Source organism: Streptomyces sp. NPDC007983 (assembly GCF_042958345.1).
In the GTDB taxonomy this organism is placed as follows: domain Bacteria; phylum Actinomycetota; class Actinomycetes; order Streptomycetales; family Streptomycetaceae; genus Streptomyces.
In genome coordinates this window covers 554,043-573,140 of the sequence record NZ_JBIBJI010000005.1, presented here as the reverse complement: position 1 = coordinate 573,140, position 19,098 = coordinate 554,043, and the positions used below count along the sequence as shown (strand labels likewise).

The 19,098-nt window shown below is 71.0% G+C and carries 13 protein-coding genes and 1 pseudogene; 7 read left to right on the top strand and 7 right to left on the bottom strand.

What is annotated here, in order from left to right; genetic code table 11:
- Positions 1-60: 60 nt before the first annotated feature.
- Both ACFZCY_RS19415 and ACFZCY_RS19410 read right to left on the bottom strand, forming a co-directional pair.
- Positions 61-2,385, bottom strand: coding sequence for a SpoIIE family protein phosphatase (locus tag ACFZCY_RS19415; RefSeq protein WP_391173892.1), 2,325 nt, complete (start codon positions 2,383-2,385; stop codon positions 61-63).
- Positions 2,382-6,105: pseudogene (locus ACFZCY_RS19410) on the bottom strand (HAMP domain-containing protein). The gene ACFZCY_RS19415 and the pseudogene ACFZCY_RS19410 overlap by 4 nt, the downstream one beginning before the upstream one ends.
- A 409-nt stretch (positions 6,106-6,514) precedes the next feature.
- Between ACFZCY_RS19410 and ACFZCY_RS19405 the strand changes: the two are divergent.
- Entirely contained in the window at positions 6,515-7,759 is a 1,245-nt protein-coding gene (locus ACFZCY_RS19405) for a SpoIIE family protein phosphatase (RefSeq protein WP_391174403.1), read from the top strand.
- A gap of 192 nt (positions 7,760-7,951) precedes the next feature.
- Here the strand turns inward: ACFZCY_RS19405 and ACFZCY_RS19400 are convergent, their stop codons facing one another.
- On the bottom strand, positions 7,952-8,461 hold the full coding sequence (locus ACFZCY_RS19400; protein ID WP_361472109.1) for a MarR family transcriptional regulator: 510 nt from the start codon (positions 8,459-8,461) through the stop codon (positions 7,952-7,954).
- A 227-nt stretch (positions 8,462-8,688) separates the two neighbouring features.
- Here ACFZCY_RS19400 and ACFZCY_RS19395 point away from each other — a divergent pair, with 227 nt between their 5' ends.
- Together ACFZCY_RS19395 and ACFZCY_RS19390 are read left to right on the top strand one after the other, a co-directional pair.
- Positions 8,689-9,618 carry an anti-sigma factor RsbA family regulatory protein gene (locus tag ACFZCY_RS19395; RefSeq protein ID WP_391173896.1) on the top strand — a complete coding sequence of 310 codons (930 nt, stop codon included), beginning with the start codon at positions 8,689-8,691 and terminating at the stop codon, positions 9,616-9,618.
- Between the two features lie 323 nt (positions 9,619-9,941).
- Positions 9,942-10,454 carry a methyltransferase domain-containing protein gene (locus ACFZCY_RS19390; protein WP_391174406.1) on the top strand — a complete coding sequence of 171 codons (513 nt, stop codon included), beginning with the start codon at positions 9,942-9,944 and terminating at the stop codon, positions 10,452-10,454.
- Between the two features lie 14 nt (positions 10,455-10,468).
- Here the strand turns inward: ACFZCY_RS19390 and ACFZCY_RS19385 are convergent, their stop codons facing one another.
- Both ACFZCY_RS19385 and ACFZCY_RS19380 read right to left on the bottom strand, forming a co-directional pair.
- On the bottom strand, positions 10,469-11,602 hold the full coding sequence (locus ACFZCY_RS19385; RefSeq protein ID WP_391173899.1) for an FAD-dependent monooxygenase: 1,134 nt from the start codon (positions 11,600-11,602) through the stop codon (positions 10,469-10,471).
- Positions 11,603-11,717: 115 nt separating this feature from the next.
- Positions 11,718-12,188, bottom strand: a complete 471-nt coding sequence (locus tag ACFZCY_RS19380; RefSeq protein ID WP_391173902.1) for a hypothetical protein — start codon at positions 12,186-12,188, stop codon at positions 11,718-11,720.
- Between the two features lie 437 nt (positions 12,189-12,625).
- On the opposite strand from ACFZCY_RS19380, the gene alc reads away from it, so the two are divergent.
- The 4 genes from alc to ACFZCY_RS19360 all read left to right on the top strand — a co-directional run bounded on the left by alc (position 12,626) and on the right by ACFZCY_RS19360 (position 17,595).
- On the top strand, positions 12,626-13,741 hold the full coding sequence (gene alc, locus ACFZCY_RS19375) for an allantoicase (protein ID WP_391173905.1): 1,116 nt from the start codon (positions 12,626-12,628) through the stop codon (positions 13,739-13,741).
- 55 nt (positions 13,742-13,796) lie between these two features.
- A complete protein-coding gene (allB, locus tag ACFZCY_RS19370; protein WP_391173909.1) occupies positions 13,797-15,137 on the top strand; it encodes an allantoinase AllB in 1,341 nt (446 codons plus the stop codon).
- 139 nt (positions 15,138-15,276) lie between these two features.
- Positions 15,277-16,791: a cytosine permease gene (locus ACFZCY_RS19365; protein WP_391173912.1), complete on the top strand. Its 1,515-nt coding sequence runs from the start codon at positions 15,277-15,279 to the stop codon at positions 16,789-16,791.
- 60 nt (positions 16,792-16,851) lie between these two features.
- Complete coding sequence (locus ACFZCY_RS19360; protein ID WP_391173915.1) at positions 16,852-17,595, top strand: aspartate/glutamate racemase family protein; 744 nt, start codon at positions 16,852-16,854, stop codon at positions 17,593-17,595.
- Between the two features lie 287 nt (positions 17,596-17,882).
- Here the strand turns inward: ACFZCY_RS19360 and ACFZCY_RS19355 are convergent, their stop codons facing one another.
- Together ACFZCY_RS19355 and ACFZCY_RS19350 are read right to left on the bottom strand one after the other, a co-directional pair.
- Positions 17,883-18,179 carry an antibiotic biosynthesis monooxygenase gene (locus ACFZCY_RS19355; protein WP_391173918.1) on the bottom strand — a complete coding sequence of 99 codons (297 nt, stop codon included), beginning with the start codon at positions 18,177-18,179 and terminating at the stop codon, positions 17,883-17,885.
- Between the two features lie 179 nt (positions 18,180-18,358).
- Positions 18,359-19,063: a GNAT family N-acetyltransferase gene (locus ACFZCY_RS19350; RefSeq protein WP_391173920.1), complete on the bottom strand. Its 705-nt coding sequence runs from the start codon at positions 19,061-19,063 to the stop codon at positions 18,359-18,361.
- Positions 19,064-19,098: the final 35 nt, after the last annotated feature.

Here is a 19,098-nt window from a genome sequence, read left to right as displayed (position 1 = left end):
CGCGTTCATTGCCCCAGCTTCACTATAGGGCACGGTTGTTCGAACCGAGGGGTCATCGCCTCAGCTCACGTCGATGCCGATGAGACACGTGTCGTCGTCGGTGTCGGAGCGCGCGTGCGTCAGCAGGACGTCGAGGTGCTCACCGAGTTCCGGGGTGGCGGCGCCGACGGTGGCCAGGAGCTGTTCGAGCGCCTTCTCCACGGAGCGGTCCCGGCGCTCGATCAGCCCGTCGGTGTACATCAGCAGCCGGTCGCCGGGCACCAGGGCGAGCCGGCGCTCCTCGTACGTCGCCTCGGCGACCGCGCCCAGCAGCATGCCGCCGGGCAGCGGCAGGGCGGCGGCGGTGCCCTCGTGGATCAGGACCGGCGGCGGGTGGCCGGCCCGCGCCCAGTCCAGCACCCGGGTCGGCTGATCGTAGATGCCGCAGACCACGGTGGCCGTGACCTGTTCGGTGAGATGGTGGGCCACGGTGTTCAGCCAGCCCAGGAGCCGGGCCGGGCCCGCCCCCGTCGCGGCGAGACCGCGCAGCGCGTTGCGCAGGACCACCATGCTCGTCGCCGCCTCGATGCCGTGGCCGGCCACGTCGCCGACCGCCAGCAGCACCTTCTTCTGGGGCAGGACGACGACGTCGTACCAGTCGCCGCCCACCAGGTGTCCCTCCTCGGCCGGGCGGTAGCGCACCGCCACGTGCAGTCCCGCGATGTCGACCGGGGCGGGGGACGAGGGCATGATGGCCCGCTGCAACTGGAGGGCCAGCCGGTTGCGTTCCGCGGCCTCCTGCTCGGTGTCGGCGAGCCGGTCCCGCGTGGCCGCGAGCGCCACCTCCGTCCAGTGCTGGCTGGAGAAGTCCTGGTAGGCCCCGCGCACCGCGAGCAGGTGCCCGGCCGGATCGGTGACCGGCTCGGCGACGACGCGGATGTGGCGGACGGCTCCGTCGGCCCGCTGCATGCGGAACGCGGTCGAGGCGGCGTGGCGGTGGTGCAGAAGGGTGCGCAGGAAGCGGCCGATGGCCACGGAGTCATCGGGATGCGCATGGCGGTGCAGCCGCTCCACCGGCACGGGGGGCGCGGTGGGCGGGAGGTCGAAGAGCGAGAACAGATGCCTGTTCCACAGGATCTCGCCGCTGACGGCGTCCTCCTGGAAACCGCCGATCCGGCCCAGCCGCTGGACGTGTTCGAGCAGGGCGGCCAGCCGCGCCGCCTCGTCCTCCAGCCGCCAGCTCAGCAGCACCGCGTCCCCGTAGCGGCCGATGCCCACGGTGATGAGCCCGGTCCGGGGCACATCGTCGACCAGGACGCGCAGGGACATCCGTTCCGCGCGGAACGGCTCGCCCGTCGCGTGGACCCGCAGCACCTGCTCGTACAGGCCGCCCTCACGAGCGGTGCGGGGGTACGCCTCCAGCAGCCGCATGCCCGTGATCGTGGCGCGTGGGCGGCCCGCCGGGTCGGCGAAGCGCTGATTGGCATAGGCGATGACGAAGTCGGCCACCTGGTCGCGGTCATCGAGCACCGGCCGCAGGACCAGCACCGGATCGAGCAGGCCCTCGGCGAGATCCATGGCGGGGCCGACCGGGAGCGCCGGGTCCGCCACGGCGTCGATCGCCGTCTCCTCGGTGCCGGGCAGCGCGTGGGCGCACAGGTCGGCCAGCGCGTTCAGCTGGCGGTTGACCGTGCCGGACAGCGGGGGCCGCGGATGGGGCCAGCACACCTCCAGCACGCCGAGGACGCGGCCGTTGGTCTCGGCCGGGAGTACGGCACGGGCGCCGTCGCCACCCTGGGGCCTGCCGATGCCCGCCGCGTCGGCGGGCATCGACGGGAACCAGTGCGCCCGCTGTTCGGTCAGGGCGCGCTGAGCGGGCACCCCGAGGCCCGGCGGTACGTACCGCCACCGCTCGCCCTCGCCGCGCGGAAAGCCCGCGTGTCCGGCGAGGACCAGCGCGCCGCCGGAGGCCACGGCCCACAGGGCCACCGCGCTCACCCCGAAAGGGGCGAGCGCCTGCTCCAGCAGCGTGTCCACCACCGTCTGGGCGTCGCCGGTGAGCGATCCGGCCTCGGCCGCCCGCAGCCGCAGAACATCGGGAGCGTCGTGGCGTGCGCCGGCGGGCCCCCGCGGCGCGCCGGGCAGGGCCCGGGCGACCGTGTCCCCGGCCGCCCCGTTGACCACGTCGGCGGCAAGTTCCGGAAGCGGTAGCCCGGCGGCCCCGGCCAGCTCCTCCAGATGGCGGGCGGCCTCCGTCGGGCCGCCGTGGCCGCGTTCGACGAGGATTCCGGTGGCGATGCCGATCAGGGCCGCCGCGTCCGCCGCCTCCCGCGCGGCGGTCAGTTCGCCGCCCAGTCGCTCGATGGCTGCCGCCAGCGCGTCCAGGCTCGGTTCGCGCCCGCTCACCGGTTCAGCCAGCGGCGCACACACGCCACGAGCTCATCGGCGTCCAGCGGCTTGGTGATGTAATCGCTGGCTCCGGCGGCCAGTGTCTGCTCCCGGTCGCCCGCCATGGCCTTGGCGGTCACCGCGATGATCGGCAGATCGGCGTACTCGGGCATGCCCCTGATCGCCGCGGTGGCGGCGTAACCGTCCATCTCGGGCATCATGATGTCCATCAGCAGCAGCTCGACCGCCTCGTGCCGGGACAGCATCTCCAGCCCCTTGCGCCCGTTCTCGGCGTGCAGGACGCACATGCCGTACAGCTCCAGGATGCCGGTGAGCGCGTACACGTTACGGGTGTCGTCGTCCACGATCAGCACCACCCGCCCGGCCAGGTCGCTGTCCGCGCCCGTACCCGCGGCGGCCGGCCGCGTGGCGGCGCCGGGCTGCACCAGGGGCAGGACGTCGGCCGGCCGGCCGGCCGGCCGTCAGATGCAGGATGATGCGCTCGCGCAACTCGTCCAGGCTCGGCAGCAGCTCCCACCGCGCGCCCTGGAAACGGTCCGTCAGCCGCCGGTTCCCGTGCGGGTCCAGCCGCCGGGTGTGGTGGGCCAGGACCGGCACGTGCCGGGCGGCCGGGACGCGGTCCAGCTCGTCGAGGAAGCGCAGGGCCGCCTCGTCGGGCATGTCGAGGCCGAGGACGACGCAGTGGCACGGCTCGTCGGTGAGCGCCGCTGCGACCTCCCCCGGATCGGCCACGGTCCGCATCCGCACCGCGCCGGTGGCTGTGCCGCCGTCCGCGAGCTCGGCCACCGCGCTCTCGGCCAGGAGCGCCAGCAGCCCGTGCGGCTGCTCCTCGACCACCAGCAGATGGCGCTGCTCCACGGCACCGGCGGCCGACTGCGCCGCAGCGGGCTTCTGCTCGTCCTTGGCCCGCGGTTCCTGGTCGGGGCTGCCGACGGGCAGATAGAAGGAGAAGGTGCTGCCCTCGCCCAGGGTGCTGGCGGCCTGTACCGCACCGCCCAGCAGATGGGCGATCTCCCGGCTGATGGAAAGGCCGAGCCCGGTGCCGCCGTACTTGCGGCTCGTGGTGCCGTCCGCCTGCTGGAACGCCCCGAAGATGGCCTCGAGGTGCGGCTCGGCGATTCCTATGCCGGTGTCCACGACCCGGAACGCCAGGACGGGCCCCTGGCCTCGGGCCTCCTGGGGCAGATCGGATTCCGCGGCGGGCGCGATGCGCAGCTCCACGCAGCCGGACTCGGTGAACTTCACCGCGTTGGACAGCAGATTGCGCAGCACCTGGCGCATCCGGGAGTCGTCCGTGAAGAGTTCGTCGGGGACGGCGGGCGAGACGCTGATGCGGAAGTCGAGGCCCTTCTGCGCCGTCATCGGGCGGAAGGTGGCTTCCACGTAGTCGAGCAGCCGCTGCAGCGGCACCCGCTCGGGCTGGATGTCCATCTTGCCGGCCTCGACCTTGGACAGATCCAGGATGTCGTCGATGAGCTGCAGCAGATCGGAGCCCGCCGAGTGGATGACGCCCGCGTACTCGACCTGCTTGGGGGTGAGGTTCCGGGACGGGTTCTGCGCCAGGAGCTGGGCGAGGATCAGCAGGCTGTTGAGCGGGGTGCGCAGCTCATGGCTCATGTTGGCCAGGAACTCCGACTTGTACTTGGAGGCCAGCGTGAGCTGCCGGGCCCGTTCCTCCAGTTCCTGGCCGGCCTGTTCGATCTCCCGGGTCTTGGTCTCGATGTCGCGGTTCTGCGCGGCCAGCAGGGCGGCCTTCTCCTCCAGTTCGGCGTTGGAGTTCTGCAGTTCGTCCTGGCGTGCCTGCAGCTCCTGGGAGCGCGCCTGGAGTTCGGCGGTCAGCCGCTGGGACTCCTCCAGCAGCTCATCGGTCCTGGCGTTGGCCACGATGGTGTTGACGTTGACCCCGATGGTCTCCATGAGCTGGTCGAGGAAGTCCCGGTGGACCTGGGTGAACCGGCCGACCGAGGCCACCTCGATGACGCCGAGGACCTGCTCCTCGACCACGATGGGCAGGACGAGGAGGCTGGACGCCTCGGCCGCGCCGAGCCCCGAGGAGACGGTGACGTACCCGGGCGGAAGCTGCTCGACGGCGATGGTGCGGCGGCTGCGGGCCGCCTGCCCGACGAGCGACTCGCCGAGCCGGAACGCCACCGGCCGGTCCCCGGCGTCCGCGGCGTTCCCGGCCGGCAGTCCGTAGGAGCCGAGCAGCCGCAGTTCCACGCCCCGCGGGGTGTCGTGGGCGAGGTAGAAGCCGCCGTACTGGGCGCCGACCAGCGGGGTGAGCCGGTCCATGACCAGTTCGGCGACGACCGCCAGATCGCGCCGGCCCTGCATCAGCCCGGAGATGAGGGCGAGGTTGGTCTTGAGCCAGTCCTGCTCCTGGTTGGTGCGGGTGGTCTCGCGCAGGGACTCCACCATGGCGTTGATGTTGTCCTTGAGCTCGGCGACCTCGCCGGAGGCGTCCACCGTGATGGAGCGCGTCAGATCCCCCTCGGCCACGGCGCTGGTGACCTCGGCGATGGCCCGGACCTGGCGGGTCAGGTTCCCGGCCAGCTCGTTGACGTTCTCGGTGAGCCGCTTCCAGGTGCCGGACACGCCCTCGACCTCGGCCTGACCGCCGAGCCGCCCTTCGCTGCCCACCTCGCGGGCCACGCGCGTGACCTCGGCGGCGAACGAGGAGAGCTGGTCCACCATCGTGTTGATGGTGGTCTTCAACTCCAGGATCTCGCCCCGCGCGTCGACGTCGATCTTGCGCGTGAGATCGCCCTGGGCCACCGCCGTGGTGACCTGCGCGATGTTACGGACCTGATTGGTCAGGTTGTTCGCCATGGAGTTGACGTTGTCCGTCAAGTCCTTCCAGGTGCCCGCGACATGGGGCACTTGCGCCTGACCGCCGAGCATGCCCTCGGTGCCGACCTCGCGGGCCACCCGCGTCACCTCGTCCGCGAACGCCGAGAGGGTGGTCACCATGGTGTTGATCACCCCGGCGAGCGCGGCCACCTCGCCCTTGGCCTCGACGGTGATCTTCTGCGACAGATCGCCGCGGGCCACCGCCGTCGCCACCTGGGCGATGGACCGCACCTGGCTGGTGAGGTTGGACGCCATCACGTTGACGTTGTCGGTCAGGTCCTTCCAGGTGCCCGAGACACCCCGGACGGTGGCCTGACCGCCGAGGTTGCCCTCGGTGCCGACCTCGCGGGCCACCCGCGTCACCTCGTCCGCGAACGAGGACAGTTCGTCCACCATCGTGTTGATGGTGTTCTTCAACTCGTGGATCTCGCCCCGGGCCACGACCGTGATCTTCTGCGAGAGATCGCCCTTGGCCACCGCCGTGGCGACCTGGGCGATGTCGCGCACCTGCGTGGTCAGGTTGCCGGCCATGGCGTTGACGGAGTCGGTGAGGTCCTTCCAGGTGCCGTCCACCCCGGGCACCGCGGCCTGGCCGCCGAGACGGCCCTCGGTGCCCACCTCCCGGGCCACCCGGGTCACTTCGGAGGTGAACAGCGACAGCTGGTCGACCATGCCGTTGAAGACCGTGGCGATCTCCCCCAGGAGGCCGTCCCGGTCGGTCGGCAGATGCGTGCCGAAGTCGCCGTCCCTGACCGCCGTGAGGCCGACCAGCAACTGCCGTAACTCCGGCTCCGCGACCGTGCCGGCACCGCGGCCCGCGGCCGTACGCGCCCCCGTGCGCTGTCCCGCGCCGGAACTCACCGCCATGGTTCTCCGCCCCTCGAGTAGCGGTCCCGCCCACCGGATGCCCCCGAATGAAGGGCCGGTGAGCCTTCGGCCCGGGACTGATCAGGCGCTCCGAGCCGCCATACTGCCATAGTTGCCGCCCGGCAACTATTGACGGACGGACCTACCCACCCGAAGGCTGACACGTTCGAGCGCCACCGCGACAGAGATGAGCGAATGCCGGACAAATGCGGTATGGCGCGGGAGCCTCCCGGCACGTCCCACCCACAGCGGGCGATCAAGAGCGTGACGAAGGGGCACCCGCTCCGCGCGACCGGAACCCCGGAGATAATTGCCGTACGACAATTGTTGTCGCCATGGTGCATAGAATGCGCTCGCGGTGATCACACACATCGCCGCGCCCCCGGCGCGTTTCGAGAAGCAGGACGATGTGGACAAAATTTCTACGGTCGAGCGGGCGCTGCGCACAGCCCCGCCTCACGCTCTGCTCGATGTCGTCACGGCCGCCCTGGCCGAGCAGTGCGGCGCCGAACAGGTGGAGCTCCTCATGGCGGACTACGCCATGCGCTCGCTCCAGGCTGTGAACCCGGGGGTCTACGGCGCCGAGCCGGTGCCCATCCAGGGCAGCCCCCAGGGCCGCGCCTTCGGGTCGCAGGAGCCGTGCGTCATCCGGAACGGCGGGCACGGCCGGGAAGGCGGGCACGACGCGGTGACCGTGCACCTGCCGATGACCATCCGCGGCGACCGGATGGGGGTGCTGTCCGTACGGCTGCCCGCCGAACAGGACGCCCGGGCCCGGATGCACTACCTCCAGGCGGTCTGCGAGGCCCTGGGCCATGAGATCCTCGTCGCCGAGCGCGATACGGACCTCTATCTCCTGGCCCGGCGCACCACCCGGCTGACCCTGGCCGCCGAGATGCAGTGGCAGTTGCTGCCCGGCCGCTCCTGCGCGCGTCCCGAGTTCTCGCTCGGGGCGCATCTGGAGCCGGCGTACGCGATCTTCGGCGACAACTTCGACTGGTCCGCCTCGGCCGACCATCTGACGCTCACCATCACCAACGGCATGGGGGAGGGCATCGAGGCGTCGCTGCTGACCAGCCTCGCCGTGAGCGCGCTGCGCAACGCGCGGCGCGCCGGTCTGAGCCTGTGCGATCAGGCGAGCCTGGCCGACCAGGCGGTCTACGCCCAGTACCGGGGGGAGGCCCATGTGTCGGCACTGCTGCTGCGGTTCGGCTTCACGACCGGGGACGTGGAGGTCGTGGACGCGGGGTCGCCGCGGATGTGGCGCCAGCGGGAGCGCTCGGTGGAGTCCGTACGGTTCGACGCGCAGTTGCCGCTCGGGATGTTCGAGGACACCGTCTACGTCGCCGAGCACTTCACCGCCCAGCCCGGCGACCGCTTCCTGTTCGGAAGCGACGGGGTGTACGAGGCGCTGTCCCCGTCGGGCGAGAGCTACGGGGAGCGGGCGCTGGCCCGCGCGCTGGGCAACACCCAGCTGCTGCCACCGGCCCAGGTACCCCAGGCGGTGCTGCGCCAGCTCGCCGATTTCCGCTTCGGCACCCCGCTGGACGACGACGCCCTGGTGGTCTGCCTCGACTGGTACGGGCGGAGGGAACGGGGAGAATCCGGCGAAGGGGCACCTGAAGCGGAATCTCCGGAAATCGTTGCCATTTGACAACCATGCTCGGATGACAAGAATCTGGTGCCCGGATACACCATTTCACGGAGGTCGCGCCGGGGTACCCGCGGCGCTCCTCCGGCACCCTCGGCGACGACAGCCGAAGACGGACCGCGGCGACGACAGACGGGGGGACGGACCGTGGCGCATGGGTCGATCCGGCATGCGGGCCCGCGCCCGGCGAAGGGTTCAGGCGAACCGCACCGCGCCGTCCTCGGCGTCCCCCCGGCGGAGGATCGGCGCCGTCTCGTCCACGGCTTCCTGAAACCCCTTCAGCCCCTCCAGCAGCGCCTTGCGGGCGGTCGGGGTCATGGCGGCGATGGCGGTCAGCAGGGCCTCCTCCCGGCGGGCCCGCAGCTCCAGCAGATACGCCTTGCCGTGGCTGGTCAGCCGCAGTTCGAGCTCCCGGCGGCTGACCGGGCTGGGCGCGCGCTCCACGAATCCGAGCGCCTGCAGCCGGTCGCACAGACGGCTCACGGACGAGGGCGCCGAGCCCAGCAGCTCCCCGAGCGTGCGGAGGTTGATCCCCTCCTCGCGGTCCAGGCTGTACAGCACGCGCAGCTGTGACGCCGACACCGGGGACGAGGAGACGGCGTCCCGCCCCCGCTCCCACAGCACCTCGAGCAGCTCGATCACCTCGCACGCCATCCGAGCGGATTCGCGGGACCGGCGGTGAGAGGGTGCCGGATTCACGCCCATAACAGTGCACTCCGAATCAGCGTCTTCGGCCCCTTGGTGCCGACCTTGCGCCTTGCTCCCGCTGCAACCTTATCCCCGGTCCGCCACCCACCCCCCTCCCGGACGTGCACACGGTCGCACCGGGCACCCCTTGGGTAGAGTGGGGCGGTCCTCAGACCACTCCCCCACCCGCTCGCCGGGGCGGCCCGGGCCGGGTCCTGTCTTTCCGCGATCGGGGTGACGCCGTGGTGAGCACCGAAGCCGTCGCCGGCCCCTTCGTCCACCCGGCCCTGTTCTACCGGGACGACGAGGACTATCTGACCGGCACCCTGCCCTTCGTGCTCGACGGCCTGCGCGCCGCCGAGCCGGTGGCGGTGGCCGTCCCCGGCGCCAACCTCCGGCTCCTGCGGAGCGCGCTCGGGCGGGATGGCGCGCATGTGCGGTTCCTCGACATGACCGAGGCCGGGCGCAACCCCGGGCGGATCATCCCCGCGGTGCTGCGGGACTTCGCCGACCGGCACCCCGGCGGCCGGGTGCGGATCATCGGCGAACCCATCTGGGCCGGCCGCACCGCGGCCGAGTACGGTCCGTGCGTCCAGCACGAGGCGCTGATCAACCTGGCCTTCCGCGGCCGCGCGGTCACCATCCTGTGTCCGTACCACAGCCGACGGCTGGACGCCGACGCGCTCGCCGACGCCTGGCTGACCCACCCGGTGATCATCGAGGACGGCCGGGAGCGCCCGAGCCACGCCTACGACCCCGAGCGCGCCACCGCGGCGCACAACGAGCCGCTGCCCCCGCCCGCCGGCATCCCCGCCTTCTCCTTCGATGCCGAACGTCTGCCCCTCGCCCGCGAGTTCGCGGTCGCGGCCGGTGAGCGGCTCGGCCTCGCCGGGCAGCGCCTGGGCGATATGGCCCTGGCGGTGTCCGAGTTGACCACCAACAGCGTGCTGCACGGCGCCGGCCGCGGCACGGTGCGGGTCTGGGAGTGGGCCGGGCAGGTGCTGTGCCAGGTCGAGGACGGCGGCCGCCTCAGCGATCCGCTCGCCGGCCGGCGGCCGGCCGCGCCCGGTCAGATCGGCGGCCGGGGCCTGCTGCTGGTGCATCGGGTCACCGACCTGGTCCGGGTGCACACCGGTCCGGACGGCACCACCATCCGGTTCCACCTCGGCCGGTAGTCCCGGTCCGGCGACGAGGCGCACCGCTCATCGGCCCCGTACGCCGCAGGGCACCGGCTCGGCCGCCACCCGGGCCCTCCCGCCCCCGCAACGCCCGGCGGCAGAGCGCCGGAGTGGGCGCGGCGGCTACCACGAAGACCACGGCGAGAACGGTCCAGCCGCCGGCCAGCGCTCCGGTGACGAGGGTGGTGATCATTGCCGGTCCCACGGTGGCCACCGCTCCTTCGGTGCTCGCCGCCAGTCCCCGGTACTCGCCCTCGGCGTCGCGGCGCATCAGACGCAGCGACAGGCCCCAGCGGGAGGCGACGTAGTGCCACAGCGAGCTGACGAGCACGGTCACCGGCACCAGCCATACCGGCGCGGCGGTCCGGTACCGCAGCCACAGGGCGCTCTCGCCCCGGCTCGGGCCCGAGGGCCGGGGCGTGGGCCTGGACGCCGAGCCCCGCATGATCGAGATGGCCCGCCGCACCGTCGGCGAACGGCACCTGCGCAACGTCTCGCTCATGGCCGCGGACGCGGCGGACACCGGCCTGCCCCGCTCCTCCTTCGACCTCGTCCACACCAGGCTGTTCCTGATGAACGTCCCTCACACCGACGACGTGCTCGACGAAATGGTCAACGGCATGGACGTCATGCCCGGCCGCCAACTGCCCGGCATGCTGCGCCGACGCGGGTGGCTGAACGTGCGGGTGCGTGCTTCGACCACCGCCTCATCACGGACGCCGAACTCGACGACCACATCGAAGCGCTGTCCCGCCACCTCGCCGACCCCGGCACGCTGGTCGTGCACGCCACCCTGTTCCAGGCCTGGGGCACACGCCCGGCCAACGCCCTGACACCGTGGCTCCGCTCATCGGCCCTGTTCGTGCCCGTTGAACGCGGTGATCAGGCCGTGGGGTGCGTCGTCGCCGAACATGAGCTCGTGGAGCTCCACGCCTTCGGCGGCGGCTGCGGCACCGCGGGGGAACATGGCCTGCTCGTACTCGGTGAGCGCGGTCTCGATGTCGCCGGGGTGCGCGGCGAGGGCCTTGCCGAGTTCGGCGCCGTCGTACATGGCCAGGTTGGCGCCTTCGCCGTTGGGGGCCGACAGGTGGGCGGCGTCGCCGAGCAGGGTCACCCCCGGCACCCGGTCCCAACTGTGCCCGACCGGCAGCGCGTTGAGGGGCCGCAGGACCGGCGCGGTGTCGCTGTCGGTGATCAGCGCGGTGAGCTCCGGCGCCCAGCCGTCGAACTCCTCCGCGATCCGCGCGGTGGCCGCGGCGGCGTCGGTGAAGTCGATGGCGGCGAACCAGTCCTGCGGCTCGGTGAGCGCCACGTAGGTGTGCAGCGTGCCGCCGCTCTCGCGGTGCGCCTGGATCCCCTTGCCCGGCGCGAGCGCGAGCAGCGACCCGCCGCCGACCGCTTTCGCGGCGGCAGGATGCCGGGAGTCGCCGTCGAACAGGTAGGTCTCGACGAACGACCGGCCGATGTACTCGGGGGCGGCGTCGGAGAGCAGCGGGCGGACCCGTGACCACGCGCCGTCCGCGCCGACCAGCAGGCTCGTGGCGGCGGTGGTGCCGTCGGCGAAGGTCACCTCGTGGCGGCCCTCGCCGAGCGTCTGGACGCCGCTGACCTTGTGGCCCCACCGGACGGTGCCGGCCGGGAGCGCGTCGAGCAGGATCCGCCGCAGCTCGCCGCGTTGGACCTCGGGGCGCCCGCCCGTGCCGTCGTCGGGCTGTTCGAACAGGGCGGTCCCGTTCCGGTCGAGGATCCGCATCGCCTGGCGGCCTTCCAGGATGAGGCCGCGGAACTCGTCCATCAGATCCGCCGCCTCGAGGGCCGGTTGGCCGTTGTAGTCGTGGATGTCGAGCATGCCGCCCTGCGCGCGGGCGGTCGGCGACGGCTCCGCCTCGTAGACCGTGGCCGGGATGCCGTGGACGTGCAGGACGCGGGCGAGCGTCAGCCCGCCGAGTCCGGCGCCGATGATCGTGACGTCAGGGGTCATGGTGATTCCTTGCGTGTCGTACGCCCACCGGGTGGGCACCCGGCGGGATCTCCGCAAAGCTCCCAGGCCCCGCCGACGAGCCGCCGACATCGGACCGACAGACCCCCGACACCCCCTAAACGGCGACCTGGCGGTACTGGAGCGCCGCCGCCTTCAGCAGGCTCACCACGGCGGCGACGTTCCGGCCGATCGTCGAGTTGATCCGCTCCAGCTCCCGCTTCTCCGGGGCCTCGCCGGAGGCCCGGCCCTCGGCCAGGATGGCGACGCGTGACAGCCCGGCGGCGGCGAATCCGCACACCCCCGCTTCTCCGGCCACGGTGGCGGAGTCGCTGCGGGGCAGCGTGACGCGGTTGACGTCCGCCTCGGCGATCAGCATGAAGGCATCGAGGGAGAAGCCCGTCAGCTCGCCGGGCGACCGCTCCCCGATCCGGCCCGCCGCGGTGTCCTTCACGCCGCGGCCGGTCTGCGCGTCGGCGTCGGCGGCGCTGGGCGGCGCCACGAGGGTGGGGTCCAGGGGCAGGCCGCCGAAGGTGACATGGGTGAAGATCTGCTGCGCCTGGACCGGGTTGGTGCCGCGGGTGATCACGATCGTGCCATGCGCCCTGAGACCCGCGAGCGTCGTGACATGGTCCTGCCTCCTGTCCTCCAGCTCCTGGGCGGTGGTCCATGTTCTGCCGGCACCACGCGCGGGCCGTCGCGGCCCTCGCGGCATAGTCCGTCGCCTGCGCGACGAAGTCGGCGTAGACCTGCTGGACGTCCTGCAGCTCGAAAGCCGCATTCTATCCAATAGCGGTCATCACACCTCATTAGCTCACCAAAGCTGACATGAACGACAGGCGTCGAGTGTTCACGCCGTCTTCGCCATCCGTGGGACGACATGGCCACCAAGGGGTTGACGCCGACACGGCATCGGGGTTGTCATTCCATATGACAGAAATAACTATCCGCATTGCGGAAGTTCTGTCTATTCCGGACCGCATCCACACCACTCACCCCACCGGCACCGTCGAAAGGTCACCATCCATGACGCAGGCCACTCATTTCTCCGGAGACGCACAGCCGTACGGTGGCGGCGACCCCTACGCCGACTACCGCAGCGCCGAGGTCCCGTTCGGCCATCTGGTCGACCTGGCCGACCGTCGGCTGGGGGGCAGTGTCATCGCCGCGAACGATGAGTTCTTCGCCGAGCGGGAGAACCTGCTGATCCCGGGCCCGGCTGTGTTCGACCCCGAGCACTTCGGCCACAAGGGCAAGATCATGGATGGCTGGGAGACCCGGCGTCGCCGTGGCACCGACGGTGACGCACCCCATCCGACGGATGACGATCACGACTGGGCGCTGGTGCGGCTGGGGGCGCCAGGGGTCGTCCACGGGCTGATCGTGGACACCGCGCACTTCCGGGGCAACTATCCGCAGGCGGTCAGCGTGCAGGCGACCTCGGCGCCACGGTCCGCCTCGCCCGCCGAGCTGCTGGCGGACGACACGGAGTGGACGGAGATCGTGCCGCGCACCCCGGTGGGTGGTCACGCGGCCAATGCCTTCGCGGTCGACGTGGAGCGGCGCTTCACCCACCTGCGCATCGCCCAGCACCCCGATGGCGGGATCGCACGTCTGCGGGTGTACGGGGAGGTCACCGCGGATCCGGAGTGGCTGGCCGCGTTGGGCACGTTCGACGTGGTGGCGCTGGAGAACGGCGGTGCGGTCGAGGACGCGTCGGACCGGTTCTACTCGCCGCCGACCAACACGATCCTGCCCGGCCGGTCGCGCAAGATGGACGACGGCTGGGAGACGCGACGCCGACGTGACCGCGGCAACGACTGGGTGCGCTACCGGCTCACCGCACAGGCGGTGATCCGGGCCGTCGAGATCGACACCGGCTATCTCAAGGGCAACTCGGCGGGCTGGGCCGCACTCTACGGACAGAACCAGGAGACGGGCTCGGACGAGTGGTTCGAGATCCTGCCGCGCACCCGGCTCCAGCCGGACACGGTGCACCGCTTCCTCGTGGACGAGCCGACGGCGACACACGTACGGATCGACGTCTTCCCCGACGGTGGCATCTCCCGTCTGCGGCTGCACGGCTCGCTGACCGACACCGGCGCCAAGAACCTCGCCGAGCGCACCGCCGAACTGTCCTGACCCCCGCGGTCACCGCCGGCGAATCCGCCACGACAGCAGAAACGGCAGGAATGAGATGACCGAACTGGATCTGGTGTTCCGCGCGCCCCGGGTGATCACAGCCGCCGGAGAGGTGTCCCGGTGCGTGGGCGTCGCCGACGGCAGGATCGTCGCCATCGAACCGCTGGACGCGGCCCTGGAAGGGGAGCGTGCCGTCGAGCTCGGAAGCGACGTGGTGCTGCTGCCGGGCCTGGTGGACACCCACGTGCACGTCAACGAGCCGGGCCGCACCGAGTGGGAGGGATTCGCCAGCGCGACCCGCTCCGCGGCCGCCGGCGGGATCACCACCATCATCGACATGCCGCTCAACAGCATCCCGCCGACGGTCGACGTCGACGCGCTGCAGGTCAAGCGCAAGGCCGCGGAAGGCAGCGCATGGGTCGACGTCGGCTTCTGGGGCGGTGCGGTGCCCGGCAACCTCGACGGGCTGCGCGCACTGCACGACGCGGGGGTGTTCGGCTTCAAGTGTTTCCTGCTCCATTCCGGCGTGGACGAATTCCCACCGCTGGCGCCGGAGCAGCTGGAGGGGGCGCTGCGTCAGCTCGCCTCCTTCGGCGCCATGATGATCGTGCACGCCGAGGACGCCCACGCCATCGACCGGGCAGCCACTCCGCACGGGGAGAGCTACGGCGATTTCCTGCGGTCACGGCCGCGCGGCGCGGAGAACCTCGCCATCGCGCAAGTGATCGAACTGGCCCGATGGACCGGTTGCCGCGTGCACATCCTCCATCTGTCGAGCTCCGACGCACTGCCGATGATCAGCTCGGCGCGCCGCGAAGGCGTGCAGCTCAGCGTGGAAACGTGTCCCCACTACCTCTCCTTCACCGCGGAGGAGATCCCCGACGGGGCGACGCAGTTCAAATGCTGTCCCCCCATACGGGAAGCCGGCAACCGCGAGCTGCTGTGGCGGGGGCTCGGCGACGGGGTGATCGACCAGGTGGTTTCCGACCACTCCCCCTGCACGGAGGAGCTGAAGCGCCTCGACATCGGTGACTTCGGCATCGCGTGGGGCGGTATCGCCTCGCTGCAGCTGGGCCTGCCCGCGGTGTGGACCGAGGCCCGTCGCCGCGGGCATGCCCTGACCGACGTCGTGCGCTGGATGGCGGAGAACCCCGCCAGGCAGGCCGGGCTGATCCACAAGGGACAGATCGCGCTGGGCAGCGCGGCGGACTTCTGCGTCTTCGCCCCGGACGAGGCGTTCGTCGTGGACGTCGCCAACCTCCACCACAAGAACCCCGTGTCCGCCTACGTCGGCCGCCCGCTGGCCGGGACGGTGCGCAGCACCTGGCTGAACGGCGAGCCGGTGGACATAGAGGAGCCGCCGCGCGGACGGCTGCTGAGGCGAGGAATGGCCTGACCGACGGCCTGATCCACGGCCTGATCAAGGCATGGAAACTCTTCCGACTTACGGAAACCGCGATGATGGGCGGCCGGTAATGAGTGCAGAAATTCCTGTGGAGCCACTGCGGGCAACACATTCCGAGCGGATCACGGGTGTGATCGACGGCGATCGGGACGATCGCGGAGCCGCACCGGCCGACCCGTCGGCATCGGCCCGCAGCACGGTTTCTCCGAGTCCCCGCCTGTACAACAAGGACTTGGCGCCCACCCAGGTGGAAGGACGCCGCTGGCGGAGCTACAACGTCTTCACCCTCTGGGCCAACGATGTCCACAGCCTCGGCAACTACACCTTCGCCATCGGCCTGTTCGCCCTGGGACTCGGCGCCTGGCAGATACTGCTCGCGCTGGCGATCGGGGCGGCGCTGCTGTTCGGGATCCTCAATCTCGCCGGCTACATGGGGCACAAGACCGGCGTTCCGTTCCCGGTTATGAGCCGGATCAGTTTCGGCGTCCGTGGCGCCCAGATTCCGGCCCTCATCCGCGGGGCCGTCGCCATCGCGTGGTTCGGCATCCAGACGTATCTGGCATCACATGTGCTGAACGTCCTGCTGATCGCCGTCTACCGTCCGTTCGCCGGGCTGACCGAGCACTCCTTCCTGGGGCTCTCCGCTCTCGGGTGGATCTCCTTCGGGCTCCTGTGGACCGTGCAGATCGTCATCGTCATGTACGGGCTGGAAATGGTCCGGAAGTACGAGGCGTTCGCCGGCCCGGTCATCCTCGTCACCCTGTGCGCCCTCGCCATCTGGATGTTCGTCAGGGCGGGAGGCTCCATCGCCCTCTCGGCGCCCAATAATCTGGAGGGCGGCCACATGTGGCGGGAGATATTCGCGGGAGCATCGCTCTGGGTGTCCATCTACGGGACCTTCGCGCTGAATTTCTGTGATTTCACCCGGTCCTGCACAAGCAAAAGGGCGATCACGGTCGGTAATTTCTGCGGAATTCCGGTCAATATCATGCTGTTCGGCATCATCAGCATCGTCATCTCCGGCGCCCAGTTCCAGATCAACGGCAAAACGATCACCAGCCCCGCGGACGTCGTACAGGACCTGCCCAATACCCTGTTCGTGGCCCTGGCCAGCCTGGCGCTGATCATCCTCACCATCGCGGTGAATCTGATGGCCAACTTCGTGGCCCCCGCCTACGCGCTGGCCAACCTTTTCCCCAAGCACCTGAATTTCAGGCGGGCGGGAGTCGTCAGCGGCGTCATCGGCATCGCGATCCTGCCGTGGAACCTCTACAACAACCCGACCGTCGTCAATTACTTCCTCGGCGGCCTGGGCGCCCTCCTCGGCCCGCTGTTCGGAGTGGTGGTAGCGGACTACTGGCTGATCCGGAAGGGGCGCGTCAACGTGCCCCAGCTCTACACCATGGACGCCTCCGGGCCGTACCACTACACCCGGGGCTTCAACCCCCGCGCGATCGCGGCCTTCGTCCCCGCGGCCGTGCTGGCGGTCCTGCTCGCCCTCGTCCCGGCCTTCGCCCCGGCCGCGCCGTTCGCGTGGTTCATCGGCGCCGGCGTCGCCGCCGTCGCATACTTCCTGGTGTCCAACCGCAAGGAAGTCCACGAGGACGTTTCCGGAGCCGAGATCGCCGTCCCGTGCGCGGACTGAGCCCGAACCACCCATGACGCGAACACCACCCGTCCGATGATCCACCCGGAGGCATTCCGCATGCGCATCCTCGTCGTGAACGTGAACACCACCGAGTCCATGACCGAGGCGATCGCCGCCCAGGCGAGAACGGTGGCTTCGGCCGGCACGGAGATCGTCGGCCTGACGCCGCGCTTCGGGGCCGAGTCCGTGGAGGGGAATTTCGAGAGCTACCTCGCGGCGATCGCCGTGATGGACCGCGTCCAGTCGTATCCGGAGCCCTTCGACGCCGTCATCCAGGCGGGGTACGGCGAACACGGCAGGGAGGGCCTGCAGGAACTCCTGGACGTACCGGTCGTCGACATCACCGAGGCCGCCGCCACCACGGCGATGTTCCTCGGACACCGCTATTCGGTCGTCACCACCCTGGACCGGACGCTCCCGCTGATCGAGGACCGGCTCACACTGGCCGGTCTGCACACCCGGTGCGCCTCGGTCCGGGCCAGCGAAATGGCCGTGCTGGACCTCGAAGAGGACCCGGAAGCCGCCGTCGAAGCGATCGTGGCACAGGCCGAGCGCGCCGTACGCGAGGACAAGGCCGAGGTGATCTGTCTGGGCTGCGGCGGCATGGCGGGCCTGGACGACCGGATCAGGGAGCGCACCGGCGTCCCCGTCGTCGACGGCGTCAGCGCCGCCGTGACCATCGCCGAGTCGCTGGTCAGGCTCGGGCTGTCCACCTCCAAGGTGCGCACCTACGCGCCGCCCCGGCCCAAGAAGGTGACCGGCTGGCCGTACGCCCCGGGGGCACACACGGGGCCGCGCTGATGATCGCGAAGGCCGCCCAACGGCTGCTCTCGGGCGTCTGTACGCCGTTGAGGAAGATCGTCGCGGCGGCCTCGGCGGCTTCCCGCAGGAAGACGGCGATGATCCGGGCGATCGCCCGGTCGGCCGGAAGCTGGTCGAGGCACGCGGCGCCGAACGCCTCCACGAGCTCGCTGATCCCGGGCATTGCCGATGGTGTGCATCTCCCCGACGGAACCGGGTCCGACATCGTCTGGTGCCTCCGCGGGGCCGGAACCGGCCGGGACCGGTTGCGATCCCGGCCGCCGACGTCATGGTGCGAGGACGGAGTACACGTGTTCCACCTGCGGCGGAGCCGCGAAGTGCGGTCCGGCCAGGGCCCTCCAGCGGGTGAAGCCCTCGGAGCCGCGGAAGGTGACGGTGTGGTGCTCGACCGTCTCCCACCGGACCATCAGCCGGTAGCGCGAGGGGTGTTCGACGCTGCGCTGCAGGTCGACTCCGTCGCAGCCGTCGGCCTCGAGGAAGAAGGGCAGCGCCTTGGTGACGGCCTCCTCGAACTCCTCTTCCTGGCCCGGGTGGATCTCGATCTGGGCGATCTCGGTGATCACGGTGGTGTCCCTGTTCTCGGGTCGCGGCGGTGGTCGGTAGCGGGTCTCGGCGGGCTTGGCGTGTCGGCGTCGACCCGCGTGGTGACACCCGTCTCGACGAGGGTACGCGTGGCGTCGACGGAAGCGTAGATCCACAGGACCCGCATGGCCATCCCACGATCACGTGACGCGCAGAGCCGTCACGGCGTGCGGAACCCCCGAAAGGTCACCTGCTTGCGGGTGGTGAAACCGAGGCGCCCATACAGGGCGATCGCGCCGGTATTCGCCTCGGCCACGTGCAGGAAGGGGCATTCGCCGCGGGCCACGATCCGCGCCACGAGCGCGTTGATCAGACGTGCCGCGTGGCCGCGACCGCGTGCCTCGGGAGCGGTGCAGACGGCGCTGATCTCGGTCCAGCCCGGGGGCCGCAACCGCTCCCCCGCCATCGCCACCAACGTGCCGTTGTCGCGGATGCCGAGATAGGCGCCGAGTTCGTGGGTGCGCGGCCAGAACGGCCCCGGCTCGGTCCGCGCGACGAGGTCGAGCATCTCGGCCACGCTGTCCGCGCCCAGGTCGACGACGCCCTCATCGGTACCGGTCTCCGCGTGGAAGTGCCGAGCACCACCGGGCCCGATCATCTGGCGGCCCTGGAGGGAGAAGACCGGTTCCCAGTCCGGCGGCGGAGTGGCGGGGCAGCTGAACATGTCGGCGAACGCGCCCGGCCCGAGCAGCCCGGCCAGATCGGCCCATTCCGCCGGGCCCGGGTCGGCGGACACCGCGGAGAAGGTCGCGACGTCCGGCAGATAGGTGGCGGCCCGGCCGAGGCGACGGGCGAGATGCGCGTGGTGACCGCCGAGTGATCGCCCCACCGGGTCGTCGAGTGCCGGGGAGTCGCGGTTCACCATGGTGCCGTACCTCTCATGTCGGACGCGGGTGCGAT

Excerpts from the sequence above, each read along its gene's own strand:
- allB (WP_391173909.1), top strand. The coding sequence starts at position 13,797 with ATGACCGAACTGGATCTGGTGTTCCGCGCGCCCCGGGTGATCACAGCC.
- alc (WP_391173905.1), top strand. The coding sequence starts at position 12,626 with ATGACGCAGGCCACTCATTTCTCCGGAGACGCACAGCCGTACGGTGGC.
- ACFZCY_RS19400 (WP_361472109.1), bottom strand. The coding sequence starts at position 8,461 with ATGGGCGTGAATCCGGCACCCTCTCACCGCCGGTCCCGCGAATCCGCT.
- ACFZCY_RS19385 (WP_391173899.1), bottom strand. The coding sequence starts at position 11,602 with ATGACCCCTGACGTCACGATCATCGGCGCCGGACTCGGCGGGCTGACG.
- ACFZCY_RS19360 (WP_391173915.1), top strand. The coding sequence starts at position 16,852 with ATGCGCATCCTCGTCGTGAACGTGAACACCACCGAGTCCATGACCGAG.
- ACFZCY_RS19350 (WP_391173920.1), bottom strand. The coding sequence starts at position 19,063 with ATGGTGAACCGCGACTCCCCGGCACTCGACGACCCGGTGGGGCGATCA.